Annotated in this window: 16 protein-coding genes; 13 read left to right on the top strand and 3 right to left on the bottom strand. The window is 50.9% G+C overall.

The genetic code is table 11. From position 1 onward, the window contains the following. Nucleotides 1-200: 200 nt before the first annotated feature. From B5F07_RS21335 to feoB, 10 genes are all read left to right on the top strand, one after another. Nucleotides 201-3815 (top strand): choice-of-anchor I family protein, encoded by a 3615-nt coding sequence (locus tag B5F07_RS21335; RefSeq protein WP_087163215.1) that lies wholly within the window; start codon nt 201-203, stop codon nt 3813-3815. 261 nt (nt 3816-4076) lie between these two features. Further along, nucleotides 4077-5075, top strand: coding sequence for a diguanylate cyclase domain-containing protein (locus B5F07_RS21330; RefSeq protein WP_162613196.1), 999 nt, complete (start codon nt 4077-4079; stop codon nt 5073-5075). A gap of 60 nt (nt 5076-5135) precedes the next feature. Further along, nucleotides 5136-5291 carry a hypothetical protein gene (locus B5F07_RS22745; protein ID WP_162613195.1) on the top strand — a complete coding sequence of 52 codons (156 nt, stop codon included), beginning with the start codon at nt 5136-5138 and terminating at the stop codon, nt 5289-5291. Between the two features lie 220 nt (nt 5292-5511). Beyond that, entirely contained in the window at nt 5512-6186 is a 675-nt protein-coding gene (locus tag B5F07_RS21315; RefSeq protein WP_087163211.1) for a hypothetical protein, read from the top strand. A 363-nt stretch (nt 6187-6549) separates the two neighbouring features. After that, nucleotides 6550-7278: a response regulator transcription factor gene (locus B5F07_RS21310; RefSeq protein ID WP_087163210.1), complete on the top strand. Its 729-nt coding sequence runs from the start codon at nt 6550-6552 to the stop codon at nt 7276-7278. A 126-nt stretch (nt 7279-7404) separates the two neighbouring features. Next, nucleotides 7405-8328 carry an ABC transporter ATP-binding protein gene (locus tag B5F07_RS21305; protein ID WP_087163209.1) on the top strand — a complete coding sequence of 308 codons (924 nt, stop codon included), beginning with the start codon at nt 7405-7407 and terminating at the stop codon, nt 8326-8328. Nucleotides 8329-8422: 94 nt separating this feature from the next. Further along, nucleotides 8423-9091 (top strand): hypothetical protein, encoded by a 669-nt coding sequence (locus tag B5F07_RS21300; protein WP_087163208.1) that lies wholly within the window; start codon nt 8423-8425, stop codon nt 9089-9091. Next, the gene (locus B5F07_RS21295; protein ID WP_087163207.1) at nt 9088-10089 is read left to right on the top strand and encodes a sensor histidine kinase; all 1002 of its coding nucleotides are present in this window, start codon (nt 9088-9090) and stop codon (nt 10087-10089) included. The genes B5F07_RS21300 and B5F07_RS21295 overlap by 4 nt, the downstream gene beginning before the upstream one ends. A 128-nt stretch (nt 10090-10217) precedes the next feature. Beyond that, nucleotides 10218-10451, top strand: coding sequence for a FeoA family protein (locus B5F07_RS21290; protein ID WP_087163206.1), 234 nt, complete (start codon nt 10218-10220; stop codon nt 10449-10451). Beyond that, nucleotides 10448-12493, top strand: a complete 2046-nt coding sequence (gene feoB / locus B5F07_RS21285; RefSeq protein WP_087163205.1) for a ferrous iron transport protein B — start codon at nt 10448-10450, stop codon at nt 12491-12493. Before B5F07_RS21290 ends, feoB begins: the two co-directional genes overlap by 4 nt. Here the strand turns inward: feoB and B5F07_RS21280 are convergent. Further along, complete coding sequence (locus B5F07_RS21280) at nt 12469-13326, bottom strand: tRNA pseudouridine synthase A (protein WP_162613194.1); 858 nt, start codon at nt 13324-13326, stop codon at nt 12469-12471. The genes feoB and B5F07_RS21280 overlap by 25 nt on opposite strands. Before the next feature lie 385 nt (nt 13327-13711). Between B5F07_RS21280 and B5F07_RS21275 the strand changes: the two genes are divergently transcribed. Beyond that, on the top strand, nt 13712-14188 hold the full coding sequence (locus tag B5F07_RS21275; protein ID WP_087163203.1) for an acyl-CoA thioesterase: 477 nt from the start codon (nt 13712-13714) through the stop codon (nt 14186-14188). Between the two features lie 102 nt (nt 14189-14290). Here the strand turns inward: B5F07_RS21275 and B5F07_RS21270 are convergent, their stop codons facing one another. Further along, nucleotides 14291-14575 (bottom strand): hypothetical protein, encoded by a 285-nt coding sequence (locus B5F07_RS21270; RefSeq protein WP_087163202.1) that lies wholly within the window; start codon nt 14573-14575, stop codon nt 14291-14293. Then, a complete protein-coding gene (locus tag B5F07_RS21265) occupies nt 14484-15161 on the bottom strand; it encodes a hypothetical protein (protein WP_087163201.1) in 678 nt (225 codons plus the stop codon). Before B5F07_RS21265 ends, B5F07_RS21270 begins: the two co-directional genes overlap by 92 nt. Before the next feature lie 133 nt (nt 15162-15294). Between B5F07_RS21265 and B5F07_RS21260 the strand changes: the two genes are divergently transcribed. Both B5F07_RS21260 and B5F07_RS21255 read left to right on the top strand, forming a co-directional pair. Continuing rightward, complete coding sequence (locus B5F07_RS21260) at nt 15295-15474, top strand: hypothetical protein (protein ID WP_087163200.1); 180 nt, start codon at nt 15295-15297, stop codon at nt 15472-15474. 220 nt (nt 15475-15694) lie between these two features. Continuing rightward, nucleotides 15695-17449 carry an IS1182 family transposase gene (locus B5F07_RS21255; protein WP_087163199.1) on the top strand — a complete coding sequence of 585 codons (1755 nt, stop codon included), beginning with the start codon at nt 15695-15697 and terminating at the stop codon, nt 17447-17449. Nucleotides 17450-17624: the final 175 nt, after the last annotated feature.

Genomic DNA, 17624 nt, shown 5'->3' with positions numbered 1-17624 from the left:
TTATTTTGAAACTTCAACATAATGATGCCCCCTTTCTTATTTATATTCCCTATAAATAGAATAGCACATTTTGTTGGAGTTTCTTATTTTAACTAGCACAACGGGTTAATTTAACATTTTTTTACAGAATCCCCTGGGATAGATTTTACATAGTTCTTTTATAATCTTCTCGGATTATTTGTGAAGGAGGAATAAGGACTATGAAAAAATCATGGCACAGAGCCGCTGCGGCAGCCCTGGCTGCGGCGATGGTCGTGTCCCAGGGGATCAGTGTGTCTGCCCAGCCTGCAGAAGGTGCGTCTGTGGAGTACCTGACACTTCAGCCGGGTGAGACGGAGAGTTCGGTAAACCTGAACTGGTATGCTCCGGCAGGTACCCAGAGCGCAGTGGTAAAATTCGGCGACCAGACAGTGAAAGCAGAGGTTTCTGCGCTTCATGAACCGACCAAGGTTGATGAGGCCAAGTATACGGATACCGGAAAGATGGTGTGCACCGCTACGGTTGACGGCCTTACGGCGGGAACATCTTATACCTATCAGATCTCCTATGACGACGGACAGACATGGTCCGGAGAGTATACATATACGACAGCGGGAGAGGACGGATTTACATTCGGATTTACCAGTGATCCACAGATCAAGGAGGATCAGTCTAACGACGACGGTGGCTGGAATCCGAGCGACGGGACGAACCAGACCGGCTGGGCGACGATGATGGAGAAGCTTGCCGAAGAGGGCGTAAGCCTTGTGGTTTCTGCGGGAGACCAGGTGGAGGACCAGAGCTGGGGCAAATCCAGTGAGTACGCGGCATTCTTCGCACCGGAAGAGATGGCATCCATTCTCTACGCTCCGGCAGTAGGAAACCACGACAGACATTATATGTTCGAGGATCATTTTAATTTGCCGAATGAGATGTCTGTGGAAGGTGTGGATGAAAACGGTGCCCTGGAGCAGGTAAAGACTACGTTCCGCGGGCAGAACAACGGGACAAGCCAGAGCCACGGAAACTACATCCAGGCGACAGCAGATGAGATTGCCAACAACTCCGAGTCCAACGGCGTGACACCGAATGCGGAAGGACAGTACGATTTCGCAGAACGCCGGGAGATGGAGACAAAGGGAAATTACTATTATCTCTATGACAATGTGTTATTTGTCACATTGAATACGGGTGCATATCCGGGAGGAAACGATGAGGAAAATGCCGGAAACGAAAGCATTCCCAGCGCTTCAAAAGACAACTCCGAGGCAGAGGCAATGGTGGAGAACTTCCGCACGACGATGAGCGCAGCCACCAGTGAATATGCAGGACAGTATGAGTGGCTTATCGTGACCCACCACAAATCCACCCAGACCGTGGCAAAACATGCGGCAGATTCTGATATTGAGAATTACGTGGACGCAGGTTTCGAGAAGGTGATGGATGAGTTTGACGTGGACTTTGTGCTCGGCGGTCATGACCATGTTTACTCCAGAAGCTATGTCCTCAAAGACGGGAAGAGAAATGCGGAGAGACTGGACACCTTCAATAATCCGGACGGAACGATCTATCTGACCGGAAACTGCTGCTCTGATATGCAGTACTACACGCCCTTCGCGTCACTGGATAAGGAAAACAATGCGGATTATCCGGTGCTCGCAAACGGTGAAACCGGTTCTCAGGCTTATCTTGAAGGAAATCTTCCGTATGGAAATCAGGAGTGGAATCAGGAGTACAGCCCGAGCTACGCGATATTTGACGTGCAGGATAACAAGATTTCCGTTAATGTGTATAACCTTTCCGGAGACAGCGCAGATCCGGACAGCGAGCTCATTGACTCCTTCAGCGTGACGAAAAACGCAGACGGCGGAGCAAAGGCAGAGGGCGCTGCAAATGGAAACAGCACACTTGACATTGAGCAGGAAGCGCGTTACGACGCAGGCATGAGCAATGCGGACGGCGGCGTAATGGAGATCGTTGACTACAACACAGTGACCGGATGGGCTTACGCAGTAAACGGACAGACCGGATATCTGACAGCGATCAATGTAAAGGATATGGCGGACACGGAAAATGTTGACCTCCTGGATGGAAATGACATTGATGTGAGAGCTGTTGTAGAAGAAAACTGCGAAGGATTTGTCTATGGAGATATGACTTCCGTTTCCGTTTCAGAGGACGGAAGGCTTCTGGCGGTGGCAGTTCAGGCAGAGGGATATACAGACAACGGCCGTGCGGCAGTATTTACTTGCAATGAAGACGGAACACTTACATTCCTTGCGGCATATGAGACGGGAGTGCAGCCGGATATGGTGACATTTACCCCGGACGGCACGAAGATCCTTACTGCAAATGAAGGCGAGCCGAGAGAAGGGTACGGAGAAGGAATCGCCGATCCGGCAGGTACGGTGACGGTGATCACTTTGGGTGAAGATGCAGCGGCGGCTTCAGTGACAAATGCAGACTTTACGGCTTATGACAGCGCAGAGGCAAGACAGAGCCTTGCGGACGCGGGCATCGTCCTTCAGAAAGGCGTGAATCCGTCGGCAGATTTTGAGCCGGAATACATTGCAGCGGGAAATGAGACGGCATATGTAACTCTCCAGGAGGCAAATGCCATCGCAGTGCTTGATCTGAATACGTGTGAATTTACAGGAGTGTACTCTGTCGGTTTTGAGGATTACAGCACAGTTGCAGTAGATATTGATAAAAAAGATGAGGCGTATAATCCGAAGACATATGAGGATCTGAAAGGAATCCGTATGCCGGACGGCATCGCCCTCTATTCTGTGAACGGCGTGGATTATCTGATCACGGCAAATGAAGGGGATGCAAGAGAGTGGGGCGATTACCTCAACGAGGATGAGCGCGATTTCGGGGACGGCGAGACCTCTCCGAGCGGAAAGATCACCGCAGAGAACAGCGGACTGACCGGCAAGGTTGTATTCTTCGGCAGTGAGGACTACGACGGACTGGAGAGCGGCGTGGATTATCTGTACGGCGGACGTTCCTTTACCGTATTCCGTGTGGATGATTCCGGACTGACTGAGGTCTATGACAGCGGAAGCGAGTTCGAGGCGAAGACGGCAGAGTATGTGCCGGAGAACTTCAACTGCTCCAACGATGACAAGAGCATTGACGACCGTTCCGGAAAGAAAGGCCCGGAGGTTGAAAGTGTGACCGTGGGAACAGTAGGTGAAAAGACCTATGCATTTGTGGGACTTGAGAGAGTCGGCGGCGTGATGGTCTATGATATCACAGATCCGGAGAATACGGTATTTGTGAACTACATTAACTCCCGTGACTACAGCGATGACATCGCAGGGGATGACTCACCGGAAGGACTGTGCTTTATCCCGGCGGCAGACAGCGCGGACGGAAATGCATACCTGCTTGCGGCATGCGAGGTATCCGGAACTGTGGCTGCTTATCAGCTGACGGAAAATACGGCGGTTGATCCTGGAGAGGAAGAACCGGGACAGACACCGGGAGAAGATGATCCGAGCCAGACGCCTGGCGATGATCAAAACCAGGGTGGAGACGAGACGCCTGGCGATGATCAGAATCAGGGCGGGGACGAGACGCCTGGCGATGATCAGAATCAGGGCGGAAACCAGACGTCTGGAAACGATCAGAACAACAATGGAGCAGACAACGACGGTCAGAACAGCCAGAGCGGTCAGAATGGCCAGAGCGGTTCCGACCAGAACGGCCAGAAAACAGATTCTGACGCTCCGCAGACAGGTGATACGGCGATGCCGGCTGTCTATGGAGGAATCATGCTGGCTGCAGTGGCAGCGGCGGTTGTGGCGCTCAGAAGGATGAGAAAGGGATAATCTGCACAGTGTGCGATCCCGGGATATCCTGTGAAAAATAGAATATGAGAAGCATGAAAGGCGGGAATTCTCTGTAGCAGACAGCAGAGTTCCCGCCTTTTTCATACGGTTTCTTTTATTTTAAGTGGAATGCAGCTTCGGTCAGTGCCGGAGTTCTATTTATCGTTTGTGATTCATCTCTCAAAATATATTTTCGAATATAGTGTACAATAAATGCCAGTAATGATATATTATAAGAAAATACCAGGGAGACTTATATACATGACAGATAATTTAATTTTGAAAGGAACCGATATAAAGAAGAAAGTGGAAGAGCTGACCGGTTATCTGTTGCATAAGCATTACTGCGAGAATGATCCCGAGGCAATTATCCGTCTTTTTGATGATCGGTTCAGTTGGTTTGGAACAGGAGAATATGAATATGCGACGGGGACGGAAACTGTGACAGAGATCTTCCAGACATTTTCCGGAAAGGTTCCCCGCTGTATTATTTCCGATGAGCAGTATGATGTCCTGGAAATATCGCCGGATGCTTACCTCTGTACAGGACGGCTGTGGATCTCCACAGATCCAGCCACCAATGTCTATCTCAGGGTCCATCAGCGTGTCTCTACGGTATTCCGGATTTGTGACGGGAGAGCCTGGTGCTGCCACATTCATATTTCCAATCCCTATGTGGAGATGGCTCCGGATGATGTGGGGTTCCCAACCAGAATGGCAAAGCAGTCATACGAATATCTCCGGGAATGCGTAGAAACTCAGAGCCGCCAGATCAGAGAGCAGACAGAGAAACTGGAACGGATGAGTTTTGAGGACGGTCTGACCGGGCTGTTCAACAGAAACAGGTTCAATGAGGAGATGGAGAATGACGCAAAGGAATATCCGGATGGTCTGGGAGTAGCGTATTTTGACATCAACGGACTGAAAGCGGTCAATGACCATTTCGGACACAGGGCGGGAGACGATCTGATCTGCCGTACAGCACACCATATCAGCAGTGTTTTTGCGGGTAAGACTTACCGGATCGGCGGGGATGAATTTGTCGTGGTCGTGACGGATATGAGCGGGGATGATTTCAGACAAGGACTTGCCGATGTGCACAGCCGAATGAAGAATGACGGCATCAAGACAGCGATTGGATACTCCTGGAGAGAGGAAGGGTGTAATGCCCGCGAGCAGTTCGAGGAGGCGGACCGGGAGATGTATGCTGACAAGGCAAGGTTTTACAGTGGGCAGAAAAATGACAAAAGAAGGAAGTGAGCGTAAAGCTGATTGGGGATATCTGCAGTTGAAGAAATATGATGAGGAAATCTACACGCTGTGCTGGAATATGGAGGAGGCCATTGGAGCCTGGTTTTCCGCTTCAGCAATGCGGATCAGGCGGAACCGTCTGATCTGGAAATCGCAGGCCGGTATATCAGTTGGACGGTGCTGCCGATTGCTGCGCTGATACTATTTGTCAGGGGGCTCCAATGAATTTTCAGGGAGGAGTTTCCTGCATACAGGGATATGTTCAGAGAACAGGATATCTCTGAATATTTTTTTCAACGCTGTTTGTCGGCGGAGTTCTTACTTATCTGTGCAGTTGATGCAATCAGAAGCTATTCTGTCAGCAGAGGAAAAGCGGGGCTCTGCCGTTTATGTTGTGCTGAATCAGACATTTACAGAAATATTTCAAATATGAGGGAAATAAGCTATGAAAAAAATATTTTCAAGTAACTGGTCAAAGGCAATTCTGGCGTTGATTGTCATTCTTGTCATATTTGGTATTGGAAGCTGCATTTTTACAAAATGGTATATCGGACAGTTGCCTGTAAATCCTTCCACTCCGGATTATCCGGAAATGACGTTGGAGGAACTGGCGGAACGGTCGGAATATATCGTTTACGGGAAGGTGCAGAAAGTGAAAGACAGGGATTTGCCGGCTGTTCTGCGGGACTTACTGGGAACGGGAGACGGAGAAGAACCTTCTATCCCGGTAACGCCGGTTGAGATCCAGGTGGAGCAGATGCTGAAGGGGGAGAGAGAAAGCAACAGAATTATTTATTATCAGGATGGTGGAATAAGGGACGGCAGTATGATCCTTCCGTCAGGTTTTCCTCTGGAGAAAGGAGACCAGATTATCGTATTTCTGGATGAGAACGGAGAAGGGTATGGATACAGGAGCGAGTTCCCGGTGGATGAAGGACTGGTGTATGGGTTCGAAAAAGATGATCTGGCTCTCTTTTCAAGTGCTCAAGTACTGTCTGCCGGGGAATCGGAGACTTCTGTGATCAGGAATTTCATCTCATTGAAAGAAATATCGCCGTCTTCGGAATTATATACGGCAGATCTGGATGAATTTCTGGAATATCTGTCCCTGCATATATAATCCTATCAATCCTATTTCTGACAGTTGAACGAAAAATCGCTGTATTCCTTGTAACTATTGGAGTGCAGCGATTTTTGCCGTCGATGCAACATATAAATAATTTGTCTGGAACTGCAGTCTTTTATTAAATTCTTAACCAGTTTTCAGCCGTATTTAGCCTGTCAGTATCAAAGAAGTCATGGACCCATATTGCAGACGAAAGAGTCCGGTACTTGACATCTTCCAGAAGATTCTGCACAATAAAGGTATCAGTAACACGTTGGGGGCATGGTTTGCTTTCCACAGTGTGGATGCGTTGGAAGCAATTAGCTTGTCAATGGCAGAATAAACGGAACGGATATAAACAGAGGGAGAGTGAATCCAATGGCACATCATATTTTGATCATAGAGGACGACGCGGACATAAACGGGCTTCTGAAATGCATCCTCGAGGAGGCGGACTGCGAGACCGGACAGGCATTTTCCGGGACGGAGGCCGCCTTTTATGTGGAGAGGAAGATGCCCGACCTGATTCTTCTGGACCTTATGCTCCCGGGAATGAGCGGAGAGAGATTCCTGGAAGAACTGCGGGAGAAGGATGCCGCGGTTCCGGTGATTGTCCTTTCGGCAAAGAGCGCCTTAAAAGATAAGGTGGCGCTTCTGAAACTGGGGGCGGACGACTATATTACCAAGCCATTTGAGCCGGAAGAGGTTGCGGCACGGGTGGAGGCGGCGCTTCGCAGAAGCGGCATAAGCAGTATCCGGAACAGCGGCCGGGACGGAAATGAAGAGAGCAGAGACGGAACGGGGAAAGTTTACAGTTATAAAAATCTGGTTCTCGACCCGGAGCTTCGGAAGGTGACGATCCTCGGACGCGAGACAGAACTGACCGGCAAGGAGTTCGAGATCATGAAGCTCCTGCTTGCGGCGCCGGAGAAAGTCTATTCCCGGGAAAGCCTCTACGAGCAGGTGTGGAAGGACGGCTATTACGGAACGGACCATACGGTCAATGTCCATGTCAGCAATCTGCGCAGAAAGATCCGGGAAGAGGACCCGCAAGAGGAATACATCCAGTCTGTCTACGGGATCGGATTCCGACTGGCTCGGATTTAGCCTTCCTGCCGTGGATGCGAATCTTGATGTTTTCTTGATATTTTCTTGAGGACTTTTTGAACGGCGCAGCGCTATACTCTTATTGTCCCCGATACGGGGAAAGAGAGAAACCGGAGGAAATGAAAGATGAAGGAATACATCATAGAGACGGAACAGGCGTCGAAAAATTATGGCACAGTCCGGGCCATGGACCATGTGTCGGTTCATGTAAAGCGCGGCGAGATCTACGGGCTGATCGGAGACAACGGAGCGGGAAAGACTACACTTTTAAAAGCACTGGCGGGACACATCCGGCTGGATGGCGGCGAAGTCCGGCTCTTTGGAAAAACAGGGGAAAAGGCTCTGGAGAGGTGCCGCAGGCTGATCGGGGTGATGATCGAGGAGCCGGGATATTTTCCGGAACTTTCCGTGGAGAAGAACATGGAGTATTACCGGATCATGAAAGGGATTCCGGGCAAAGAGCGGACGGAGCAGACTTTGCGGACGGTGGGCCTGTGGGAAAAGCGAAAGAACAGGTGCCGGGAGCTTTCCATGGGAATGAAGCAGCGGCTGGGGCTTGCCATCGCCCTGATCGGAGAGCCTCAGGCGCTTCTGCTCGACGAGCCCGTCAACGGGCTGGATCCCAGCGGAATCCTGGAACTTCGGGAACTTCTCCATCGTCTGAACCGGGAGAAGAACATCACGATTCTGCTTTCCAGCCATATCCTTTCGGAACTGCAGCAGACGGCGACAGTGTTCGGTTTTCTGCACAGGGGAAAACTGATCGAGGAGATCAGTGCGGAAGCGCTGCATGAGAAATGTGCGGACTATCTGGAAATAACCGTATCCGATGCAGCGAAGTATGCGGCGCTTTTTGACCGGAGTTTTCCGGATGAAAATTATAAAATCTTTCCGGGGCATGTCCTCAGACTCTGGAATCCCGGGAGAAAGACGGAGGAGTACAGCCGTCTTGCGGCAGAACATGGAATTCTGATCACCGGGCTTGAGAGGCACAGCCATACGCTGGAGGAGTATTACATGAACCTGAAAGGAGGCGCCCGCCATGCTTAATTATATGAAAAGTGAGATTTACCGGGCTGTACATTCGCCCGCTGTATATATTACGGCGCTTGTGTTTGCCGCGATGCCTTAGTGCCTGAACCTGGTGCTTTATGCTTTCGGGGCGGCGGATCCCGGATTCCCCTATGCAACTACTTCTTTTTCATTTTCCAATGTGGCGGCGAACCCGATGATTTTCGCCTACGGGGCGCTTGTGGTTGTGTATGTGCTGTATGAGGGAAGCAGGAAAAACGGCAGTATGAAAAATGCGGTGGCATATGGACTTGCGCGGCATAAGATTTTTGCCGTGCAGTGCATCGTAAGTTTTCTGGTGTCTATGATTCTTCTCTGCCTTACGGAAGCGGTATATGTGGGAAGCGCCTGCCTGCTTCTGGAAGAAAAGGGTGCTGTCAATGTGGCAGACATGGCGGGAAGCACAGCGGCTGCATTTCCGGTTGCGGCTGCCGCACTGGTTCTCGGCGTTGTAGTGGTGCAGGCATCAGAGCGGGGATTTGCAGGGCTTGTCATATGGCTCTGCGTGATGAGCTTTATCCCTCAGGGATTTCTCTATCTCGGCCTGCAGGTAGATGCGCTGCGGGAGGCTGCCATGTGGATGCCCCACAATTTCTTCAGTGCCATGACGGTGAACCAGAGCGTGTGTGAAGCAATCTGGGATACCGGAGCGGGCATGGCCAGGTGCTGGATTGCCGGAGCAGCGGGGCTTGTGCTGTTCAGTGTGGCAGGAGTGTATGTGATGAGGAAGAAAGAATTATGATTTTTCTGAGTTTATCCGCCGGGAGCGGTACGATAACGTGCCCGGCGGGATTGTGTCTGACGGCTGTCTACATGGCAGCCGTATTTCTGGCTGCGGCGCTGATAGCGGGAATCCGCCTCTGTATCCTGAAGAAGGCTCTGCGGGAAACGGGGGAGGAACTGCGGGAGATCCGGGAGGATCTGTCCCGGAACCAGGCGGTCCGGCTGCCTGCGCCGGACCGGGATCTTGAGAAGATGCTGGAGGAGATCAACCACTGTCTGCGGGATATTCAGGAAGAGCGGAACCGGTATGCCCGGAGGGAGAAGATGTTCCAGTCGCAGATCGAGGCGGTAAGCCACGATCTGCGAACGCCCCTTACCGTGATCCTGGGATATCTGCGGATTATGAAAAAACAGGAACTGAACCGGGAGATCCTTGATACCATTATCCGCAGGGCAGAGAGCATGGAGAAGCTGACGGAGCAGCTCTACGAGTATGCCAGGCTTGGCGCCGGGGATTACGAACCGGAATGTACGGTGATTGATGCGGGAAAGATCCTGAGGGAGACCTTTGCCGATCACTGCATTGCGCTGGAAAATGCAGGGCTTTGGGCGGACGTCTGTTTTGTTTCCCATCCGGTTTTGGTGCAGGGGAATCAGGAGGCGCTGGAGCGGATTTTCGCCAACCTGATTCAGAATGCCGCACGGTATGCCTACAGCCGCGTGAGCATTTCCGTGAGAGAGACGGAATGTGAAGGCGCGGATGATTCCCGGCTGGAGATTATTTTTGAAAATGATACGGAGAAGATCACCGCAGGAGATGTTCCCTGCCTGTTTGAGCGGTTCTATATGAGCGACAGTTCCCGGAGCGGAGGCGGAACCGGACTGGGGCTTACGGTTGCCAGGATGCTGGCGAGGAAGATGGGCGGAGACCTGCAGGCAGAATATTCCGGAGAAGAAAGCGGGCAGGTTTCGAGGCCGGTGATCCGGTTTATACTGGAAATGAAGAGATTTTTTTGACTTATCCGGGGAAAGCGTATATAATGGCTTATGGAGAAATATTCTCAATTAAATTCTGGAGAAAATCCGGAAAAAGAAAATGTGGCTATATACGACTACACAGATAAGCAAAAAAGGGTGATAAGCACATGAGATTAAAGGAAGGGAAAAACAATCAGACGTATATTGTGGAAGAGATCCACATTGAGCTGAATCTGGAGCGCCGCCTGGAAGCGCTGGGGCTTACGGAAGGCTCGGAGATTACGATTCTGAATAACGACAAAAAGGGTTCCATGACGGTAAGGTTCCGGGGAACCAGATTCGCTATCGGCCGCCGTATTGCCGATAATATTCTTGTAAGGGAAAAGGAGGCGGCAGCATGAGCGGAAAAGTGATCAATGTGGGATTTATCGGGAATCCCAACTGCGGGAAGACGACACTGTTCAACGCCTATACGGGTGCAAACCTGAAGGTTGCCAACTGGCCCGGCGTTACGGTGGAGAAGAAGGAAGGAAAGACGTTTTACAAAGGGCAGGAGTTCAAGCTCATCGACCTGCCGGGAATCTACAGCCTGACTTCCTATACCATGGAAGAGAAGGTATCGAGAGAGTGTATTATGAGCGATGAGGTGGACGTCATTGTCGACGTGGTGGACGCCTCCTGCCTGGAGAGAAACCTCTATCTGACGCTGCAGCTCATCGAACTTGGAAAACCGGTTGTCCTGGCGCTCAATATGATGGACATCGTGGAGGAGCGGGGAATGGAGATCGACCTGCACCGCCTCCCGGAGATGCTCGGTATTCCGGCAATCCCGGTATCGGCGCGAAAGAGAAGCGGCCTGGAGATCCTGATGCACGCGGTTGCCCACCACAATGAATATTCCAAGCCGGGACCGTTTATCCATCATCATGCAGAAAGTTCGGCGCATCAGCATAACCACCACAGTGAATATGCCATGGTGTACGACGATGTGATCGAGGACAAGATCGATCTTCTCATCGCCCAGTTTAAGAAAAAATATCCGGATATGGACAACATGCGCTGGCATGCCATCAAGATGCTGGAGCAGGACGAGTCGGTGATGAAGCAGTATCCCGTGGAACTGGACGGAATTGTGGACCGCAGCTATGAGAAGGATATCATCAACGAGAAGTATGATTTTATCGAAGAAGTGATCGAAGAGACCCTTGTAAATAAAAATGTCAAGGCAGAACGCACGGACCGCATCGACCGGGTGATGACCGGAAAATGGACGGGACTTCCCGTGTTCCTCGTCATTATGGCGCTCGTCTTCTTCCTAACATTTACGGTGGGAGACTGGCTGAAAGGATATTTTGAGACCGGCCTTGACCTGCTGACTTCATTTGCGGGAAATGCCCTTGAGGCGGTGGGAATTTCTCCCATGCTGGAATCCCTGATCGTGGACGGCATCATTTCCGGTGTGGGCGGCATCCTGACGTTCCTGCCGAATATCTTTATCCTCTTCCTGGCGCTTGCGTTTCTGGAAGACAGCGGATATATGGCCCGTGTGGCATTTGTCATGGATGACATCATGTCCACTCTGGGGCTTTCGGGAAGGGCATTTCTCCCCATGCTTCTGGGATTCGGATGCTCGGTTCCCGCGGTTATGGCGTCCCGGGCTCTGGAACATAAGAAGGACAGGCTGAAGACGATTCTGGTGACGCCGTTTATGTCGTGCAGCGCCAGACTGCCGATCTACGTGTTGTTCTCCTCCATGTTTTTCGGGGACAACGCCATGATCGCCTGCTATTCCATGTATCTTCTCGGAATCATTGTGGCGATTGCGACTGCGTTTATTTTATCCAAAATCGACGGAAGCAAGGCGGAACACGCGCTCCTGATTGAACTGCCGGAGTACAAGTCCCCCAACGCGCGGACGATTGCGGTCTATGTCTGGGAAAAGGTAAAGGACTATCTGACCAAGGCGGGAACCGTGATTTTCCTGGCTTCGATCATCATGTGGATTCTGCTGAATTTCGGCACCACGGGATATGTGACGGATATTTCCCAGAGCTTCGGATCTCTGATCGGAAGGGCGGTTGTGCCGTTCTTTGCGCCGCTTGGACTGGGATACTGGCAGATCGTGGTGGCGCTGATCTCGGGAATTGCTGCCAAAGAAGTGGTTGTCTCAAGCTGCAGCGTGCTGTTTGGAATCCAGAACATCACCACGGACCATGGAATGGAAACTTTCGTGGCAACCCTTGGCGCCATGGGATTCGGCGCGGCAAACGCCTACTCTCTCATGGTGTTCTGCCTGCTGTACGTGCCCTGTACCGCCACTATTGCAACCATCCACCGGGAGGTGGGAAGCGCGAAGCTGACGGCGGCGTTCGTGCTGTTCCAGCTGGCGGTGGCATGGGTGGTAAGCTTTGTTGTCTATCATATTGTCGGACTGATATTCTGAGGATACTGAATATCTGTGAGCAGGAGAGCTTTTGGAGTGAAGAGCTCTCCTGTCTGTTTTCCGGGAGCCCGCTCTTCAGGAGAGGTCTGTTTTCCGGGAGCTGTCCGCTGTTCAGGAGATGCCTGTTTCCCGGGAACTGCCGGTTTCCGGAGCGGAAGTTCTCCGTAAAAGAGTCCGGGGATGTCTTCCGGGGCAAGCCGGTGATATCCGGCGTCAAGCAGTGTGCCGATTATATTCCGGGGCATCCGGCTTAAAAAATCATCTGCAATGATCCTTATGGCGAGATGGCCGTCCAGAGAGCAAAAAGAGATGTCGGTGATCTCCTTTTCCGTGGCCGCTTTTTTGCGTGCATCGGAAAAAGCGCGGAAATCATGCCTGCCCCGGAGATATCCGGCGGCCGCTTCCATGGCGGAAATGTCGGGACCGGGACAGAGATGGGCTTCGTATTTTGCGCGGAACACATCATAGATCCGGGAACAGCAGATCCGGTACTCATAAGTGCGCGACAGGGCGTTCAGGTCCGCACGGAACCGCTCCGGCGCCGCAGCAGCGTCGAGAACGGCGATGTCTGCGGGAAGATACCGGTTTAACAGGGAACGGAATTCTCCGGCGGACAAAAGGGATTCCGTTTCAAAACTGACTGTCTGGGCGAGGGCGTGGACGCCGGGCTCCGTCTTCGCTCCGGCGCGGAGCATGATCGCCTCCCCGGTGGCTTTCCGGAGTACTTCTGTAATCTTATGGGAAATGCTTTTCTGGGCGCCGCTCTTTGCCGGGCGCTGCCATCCGAGATAGCGGGTGCCGTCGTACTGGAGGGTGAGTCTGATGTTCTGCATGGATAAATCTCCTGGATTCGGGTTACAGTTTCCTGTAACGTATTCGGTAAAAATGTGGTCGGTAAAAAATGTTACTCCCATTTTACAATATGGGCTTCACAAAGTACAGATGTCTGGTAAAATAAAAAAGATCAGATGAAAAGTACCCGTTACTTTTCAGATGTCTGCCGGTCATCCGGCTGTACTGCCCCATATTGCCCCGGCGGCCACGCTTTCGCTCGGGAGTGGAGCGCAGCGGTGCTAAGGCTGCGAAGAACGCAGCCTAAGGACCGGCGCTCCACTACGGGCCTTCGTGACAACATGGGGCAGTACAGCCTGGAATCTGGCAGGGATCTGAAAAGCAGCGGGAAATCAGATGTAAATATAACCGGGAGGGAAAGATTATATGACGGAAGAAAGAAAAGTGGCGGATTCTCTGGTGGAGACGGTTCATATGGTGAGACCGAACCACCTGAATGCGGCGGGAAGGCTGTTCGGAGGAATTCTCATGCAGTGGCTGGATGAGGTGGCGGGAATGGTGGCGAAGCGCCACACGAGGTCCAATGTGATCACTGCCTCTGTGGATAATCTGCGGTTTATCCACGGCGCTTATAAAGGCGAAATGGTTGTGATTGTAGGAAAGGTGACCTTTGTGGGGAACACATCCCTGGAAGTGCGGGTTGACACCTATTCGGAACACACGGACACAGGAATGAGATATCCCATCAACCGGGCCTACTTTACCATGGTGGCGCTGGATGAGAACGACCGGCCCAAGCCGGTGCCCCGCCTGATCCTTGAGACGGAAGAGGAGAAAGCCGAGTGGGAGGCAGCGAAAAAGCGCCGGGAGATGCGGATGCAGAGAAGAAAAGAAGGGTTCTGAGGAAGAGACGGAGGAAAATCAGTAAAGAACCGGGATAAGAAAAAAGACAGGCTGCCGGGAGGCTGCGGATGGAAAATACCGCGGCTCCCGGCAGTCTGTCTTTTACTTCATATGTCTCTGGAAAATGGAGCTGGTCATGCGAACGGTCTGCTCGATCTGCTCCTGCTCTTCTTTTGTTTTGCCCTCTTTGAGAATTTCCAGGATCAGGGAAACCTCGTCCGGGGAAAAGCGGATCCCCTGCTTGTTGGCGCTTGTGATTAGTGCCAGCATGACCGGGGCAAGGGCGCGCCCGGATTTACCGGCGGTCTGAGCTGCCGCCATCCGGATCAGTTCCAGTTTCGCCGGATCCATATCCTTCATGGCCGGGTTGTTCATCCATTCGTTCATCCGATTCATCTCCTTTCCTGCCGCTGATATTTTGAACTGCGTCCATGTTTATGCTGCCGTCTGCTTTCATGCCGGCGCCGGTATCATGTTCCGCCGTGTGAACCGTATCTGTCCCGGCGGACGCCTGGGAAAACATGGCGTCATATGTGCGGAACATTTCCTGCTGTTCCGGTGAGAGCATGCCGCTGAGCAGCTCCATGGGATCTACAGGCGGCGTATTTCCGCCGGAAGTATTTTTCATCATATCCATCATATTCATCATATCCTTCAGGTTTAGGATCATATCGAGGGTATCACATTCCTTTTTTCCAAGATAAGGACGCAGAGCGGAGAGGATTTCCAGAGGCGAGGCGCCGGGCTCCTTCCGGAACATCTGGGCGCTGACGCCGCCCCGGTTTCCCAGCAGAGTAAGAGTCTGGCGAAGCTCCAGGAATTTGACGCAGGCGGCAATGGGACGTCTGCCGGAGGCGGGAAGATACGGAAGGAGAAGCTTGACTGCCTGCAGTTCCGGCGATGTGACAAGCTCGTCAAAGGGCGTCATTGGCCTGGGCGTATTGTTTTCCATACTGATTTTCCTGCCTTCCATCTGCGGTCCTCTTAGAAATATATGTTTCCCGGAATAGAATTATGAACAGCGGGGAAAGATATAACGTAGCCTTCCTGTACAGCGGTTCATAATATAATAGGGAAGGACGAATGGAAAGGAATGGAAAAGAACCATGTCAAGGAAACTGATTATTGACGGCAATGCCGTATACGAGATCGATGAGGAATGTATGCTTCAGAAACGGGTTGACTCCCGGGAAGAGGAAAAGCCGGGCATGAAAAACAGTGTGAAGGGCAGCGTGAGAAATACCGTGATATCGGATGACGAGAAAGGACATATGAGAAGAGGATAAAAAGATGAGAAGGAACATAAGAGAAGCAGAATATAGGAGAAGGCGGTTCTGAATATACGGAACCGCAGAAAAAGGGGCTGTCGGGAAATAGACAGTTTTAAACAGGGGAAGGCGTGACTCATGCGAGTCACGCCTTCCCCTGAAATTTATCCTATAAAAAAGAGAAAAAGATGGCTAACGACTAACCATCTTTCTCCCCGTTCCATGTTATAATGGAACTATGCTAACCAAGGAATATTATAACGACTTTTTTGAAATTGGGCAACAGAAAATTAACTTCAGTTTCTTCGAATTGAGTTTACCCGATGACGATCCAGTCTATACCCTGAAAAAAGTGTTGGAGGAATTAGATTTTTCAGGCCTGCTGGCCTGCTATTCAGATAAGGGAAGAACCGGGTACAACCCAATCATGCTGTATGCTGTTGTTACCTACGCAAACATGCGCGGGGTCCGGGCTGTTGACCGTATTGTAGACTTATGCCAAAGAGATCTTGCTTTTATCTGGCTGACCAAAGGAGAAAAGCCTCAGCGAGATGCCTTTTATGACTTTAAAGGGAAAAAACTGACCGGTGAAATTTTGGACGAATTGAACTATCAGTTCATGCGTCGTCTGGAAAAGGAAGGACTAATCACGCTGAAAGAGCTTTATATCGATGGAACCAAGATTGAAGCGAATGCCAACAGATATACGTTCGTCTGGCGGGGCAGCCTTAACTATCACCTTGCCAATCTGCTGGACAGCATAGATGCCCTTTATGCAAAATACAATGCTTTTCTGCTCGAGAATGGCTATGGGCCCAAATACGATCTTGGAGATGCCCGTATGTTTGTGATCGAAGGAATGGACAAAGTCAGAAAGATCATTGAAGAGAACAGGAAACGGAAACTGACAAAGCACAAGAAAATTCCCAATAACACCATCATTGAGATCGATAACTGCTCTCCGCTTGAGATCGTGAAACTGCAGAAAAACCTGAAACGAATCGCAGAAGGAGAAGAGATCGAATTCGTATATGAAAAAGGGAAACGGAAACCAGAACTCCAGAAGCTCTATGAGGAACTGGAAGAATGCGGCAGGCGTCTGATGGAGTATAAGGACTGCTTTGAGATCATGGGGAAAGACCGCAACAGCTATTCCAAGACAGACCTGGAAGCGACCTTCATGCGGATGAAGGAAGACCATATGCTGAACGGTCAGTTAAAACCTGCCTATAACGTCCAGATAGCGGTAGAGAATTACTTCATTGTCCACGGATATGTAAGTAATGACCGGACAGACTATAATACGCTGATCCCTGTCCTGGAAAAGCACAGGAAAGCGTTTGGAGATACCCTGGAGGCAGTAACTGCTGACAGCGGCTACTGCAGTGAAAAGAACCTGCTGTATCTGAGAGAGAACGGGATTCGGAGCTATATCAAGTTGCAGGACCATGAGAAGCGGAAGACGCGGGCATACAAAGAAGACATCGGGAAGTATTCCAACATGACATACGCCGTCTTTGAGGATGAGCATTATTACATCTGCCACGATGGAAGGGAGCTGCGTCATATCAGGACGGAAAGCAAAGAGCAGGACGGATACACCCAGACAGTGGAAGTCTATGGCTGTGCGGACTGCAGCGGCTGTGAGCATAAATCCAGATGTCTTTCTAAATACAATGCCGAAAAAAATCCGGACCGGAATAAGGTCATGAAGATCAACGAGCGCTGGGAAGAACTGAAGGAAGAAAGCAATTCGAATATCCAGAGTGACGAAGGAATCCTGAAACGCCAGACACGGTCGATCCAGACGGAGGGGCACTTTGGAGATCTCAAGGAGAATGAAAACTTCCGGCGTTTTAACTACCGGTCAGAGGAGAAAGTATATAAAGAATTCATGCTGTATGCGATTGGCAGGAATATCATGAAATACCACCGGTTTTTACATCATGAAATCGAAAAATTTGAAGGGAAAAAGGGGCAGAAAGCAGCTTAGCTGATGGAGCGCTTCAAAAAATCCAGACAAGGGGGTTTTTGCGCCCTAAAACAGGGCAGTGAAAAAAGAAAGAGACACCTTCACAGGGAATTCAGGTTTGAAAAAGCCTGGATTTTGTGGGAGTGTCTCTTTCCTGTATATCAGGGGCTAAAAATTGGTATTATCCGACAGCCCC

The organism is Lachnoclostridium sp. An169, assembly GCF_002160525.1.
Classification (GTDB): domain Bacteria; phylum Bacillota; class Clostridia; order Lachnospirales; family Lachnospiraceae; genus Mediterraneibacter; species Mediterraneibacter cottocaccae.
The sequence above is the reverse complement of the archived record's forward strand: the minus strand, read 5'-3'. Positions and strand labels throughout refer to the sequence as shown.

Bases quoted from the DNA above. Each gene is read 5' to 3' on its own strand.
- B5F07_RS21335 (WP_087163215.1), top strand. From the start codon at position 201: ATGAAAAAATCATGGCACAGAGCCGCTGCGGCAGCCCTGGCTGCGGCG.
- B5F07_RS21330 (WP_162613196.1), top strand. From the start codon at position 4,077: ATGACAGATAATTTAATTTTGAAAGGAACCGATATAAAGAAGAAAGTG.
- B5F07_RS21315 (WP_087163211.1), top strand. From the start codon at position 5,512: ATGAAAAAAATATTTTCAAGTAACTGGTCAAAGGCAATTCTGGCGTTG.
- B5F07_RS21310 (WP_087163210.1), top strand. From the start codon at position 6,550: ATGGCACATCATATTTTGATCATAGAGGACGACGCGGACATAAACGGG.
- B5F07_RS21305 (WP_087163209.1), top strand. From the start codon at position 7,405: ATGAAGGAATACATCATAGAGACGGAACAGGCGTCGAAAAATTATGGC.
- B5F07_RS21295 (WP_087163207.1), top strand. From the start codon at position 9,088: ATGATTTTTCTGAGTTTATCCGCCGGGAGCGGTACGATAACGTGCCCG.
- B5F07_RS21290 (WP_087163206.1), top strand. From the start codon at position 10,218: ATGAGATTAAAGGAAGGGAAAAACAATCAGACGTATATTGTGGAAGAG.
- feoB (WP_087163205.1), top strand. From the start codon at position 10,448: ATGAGCGGAAAAGTGATCAATGTGGGATTTATCGGGAATCCCAACTGC.
- B5F07_RS21280 (WP_162613194.1), bottom strand. From the start codon at position 13,326: ATGCAGAACATCAGACTCACCCTCCAGTACGACGGCACCCGCTATCTC.
- B5F07_RS21275 (WP_087163203.1), top strand. From the start codon at position 13,712: ATGACGGAAGAAAGAAAAGTGGCGGATTCTCTGGTGGAGACGGTTCAT.
- B5F07_RS21270 (WP_087163202.1), bottom strand. From the start codon at position 14,575: ATGAACGAATGGATGAACAACCCGGCCATGAAGGATATGGATCCGGCG.
- B5F07_RS21265 (WP_087163201.1), bottom strand. From the start codon at position 15,161: ATGGAAGGCAGGAAAATCAGTATGGAAAACAATACGCCCAGGCCAATG.
- B5F07_RS21260 (WP_087163200.1), top strand. From the start codon at position 15,295: ATGTCAAGGAAACTGATTATTGACGGCAATGCCGTATACGAGATCGAT.
- B5F07_RS21255 (WP_087163199.1), top strand. From the start codon at position 15,695: ATGCTAACCAAGGAATATTATAACGACTTTTTTGAAATTGGGCAACAG.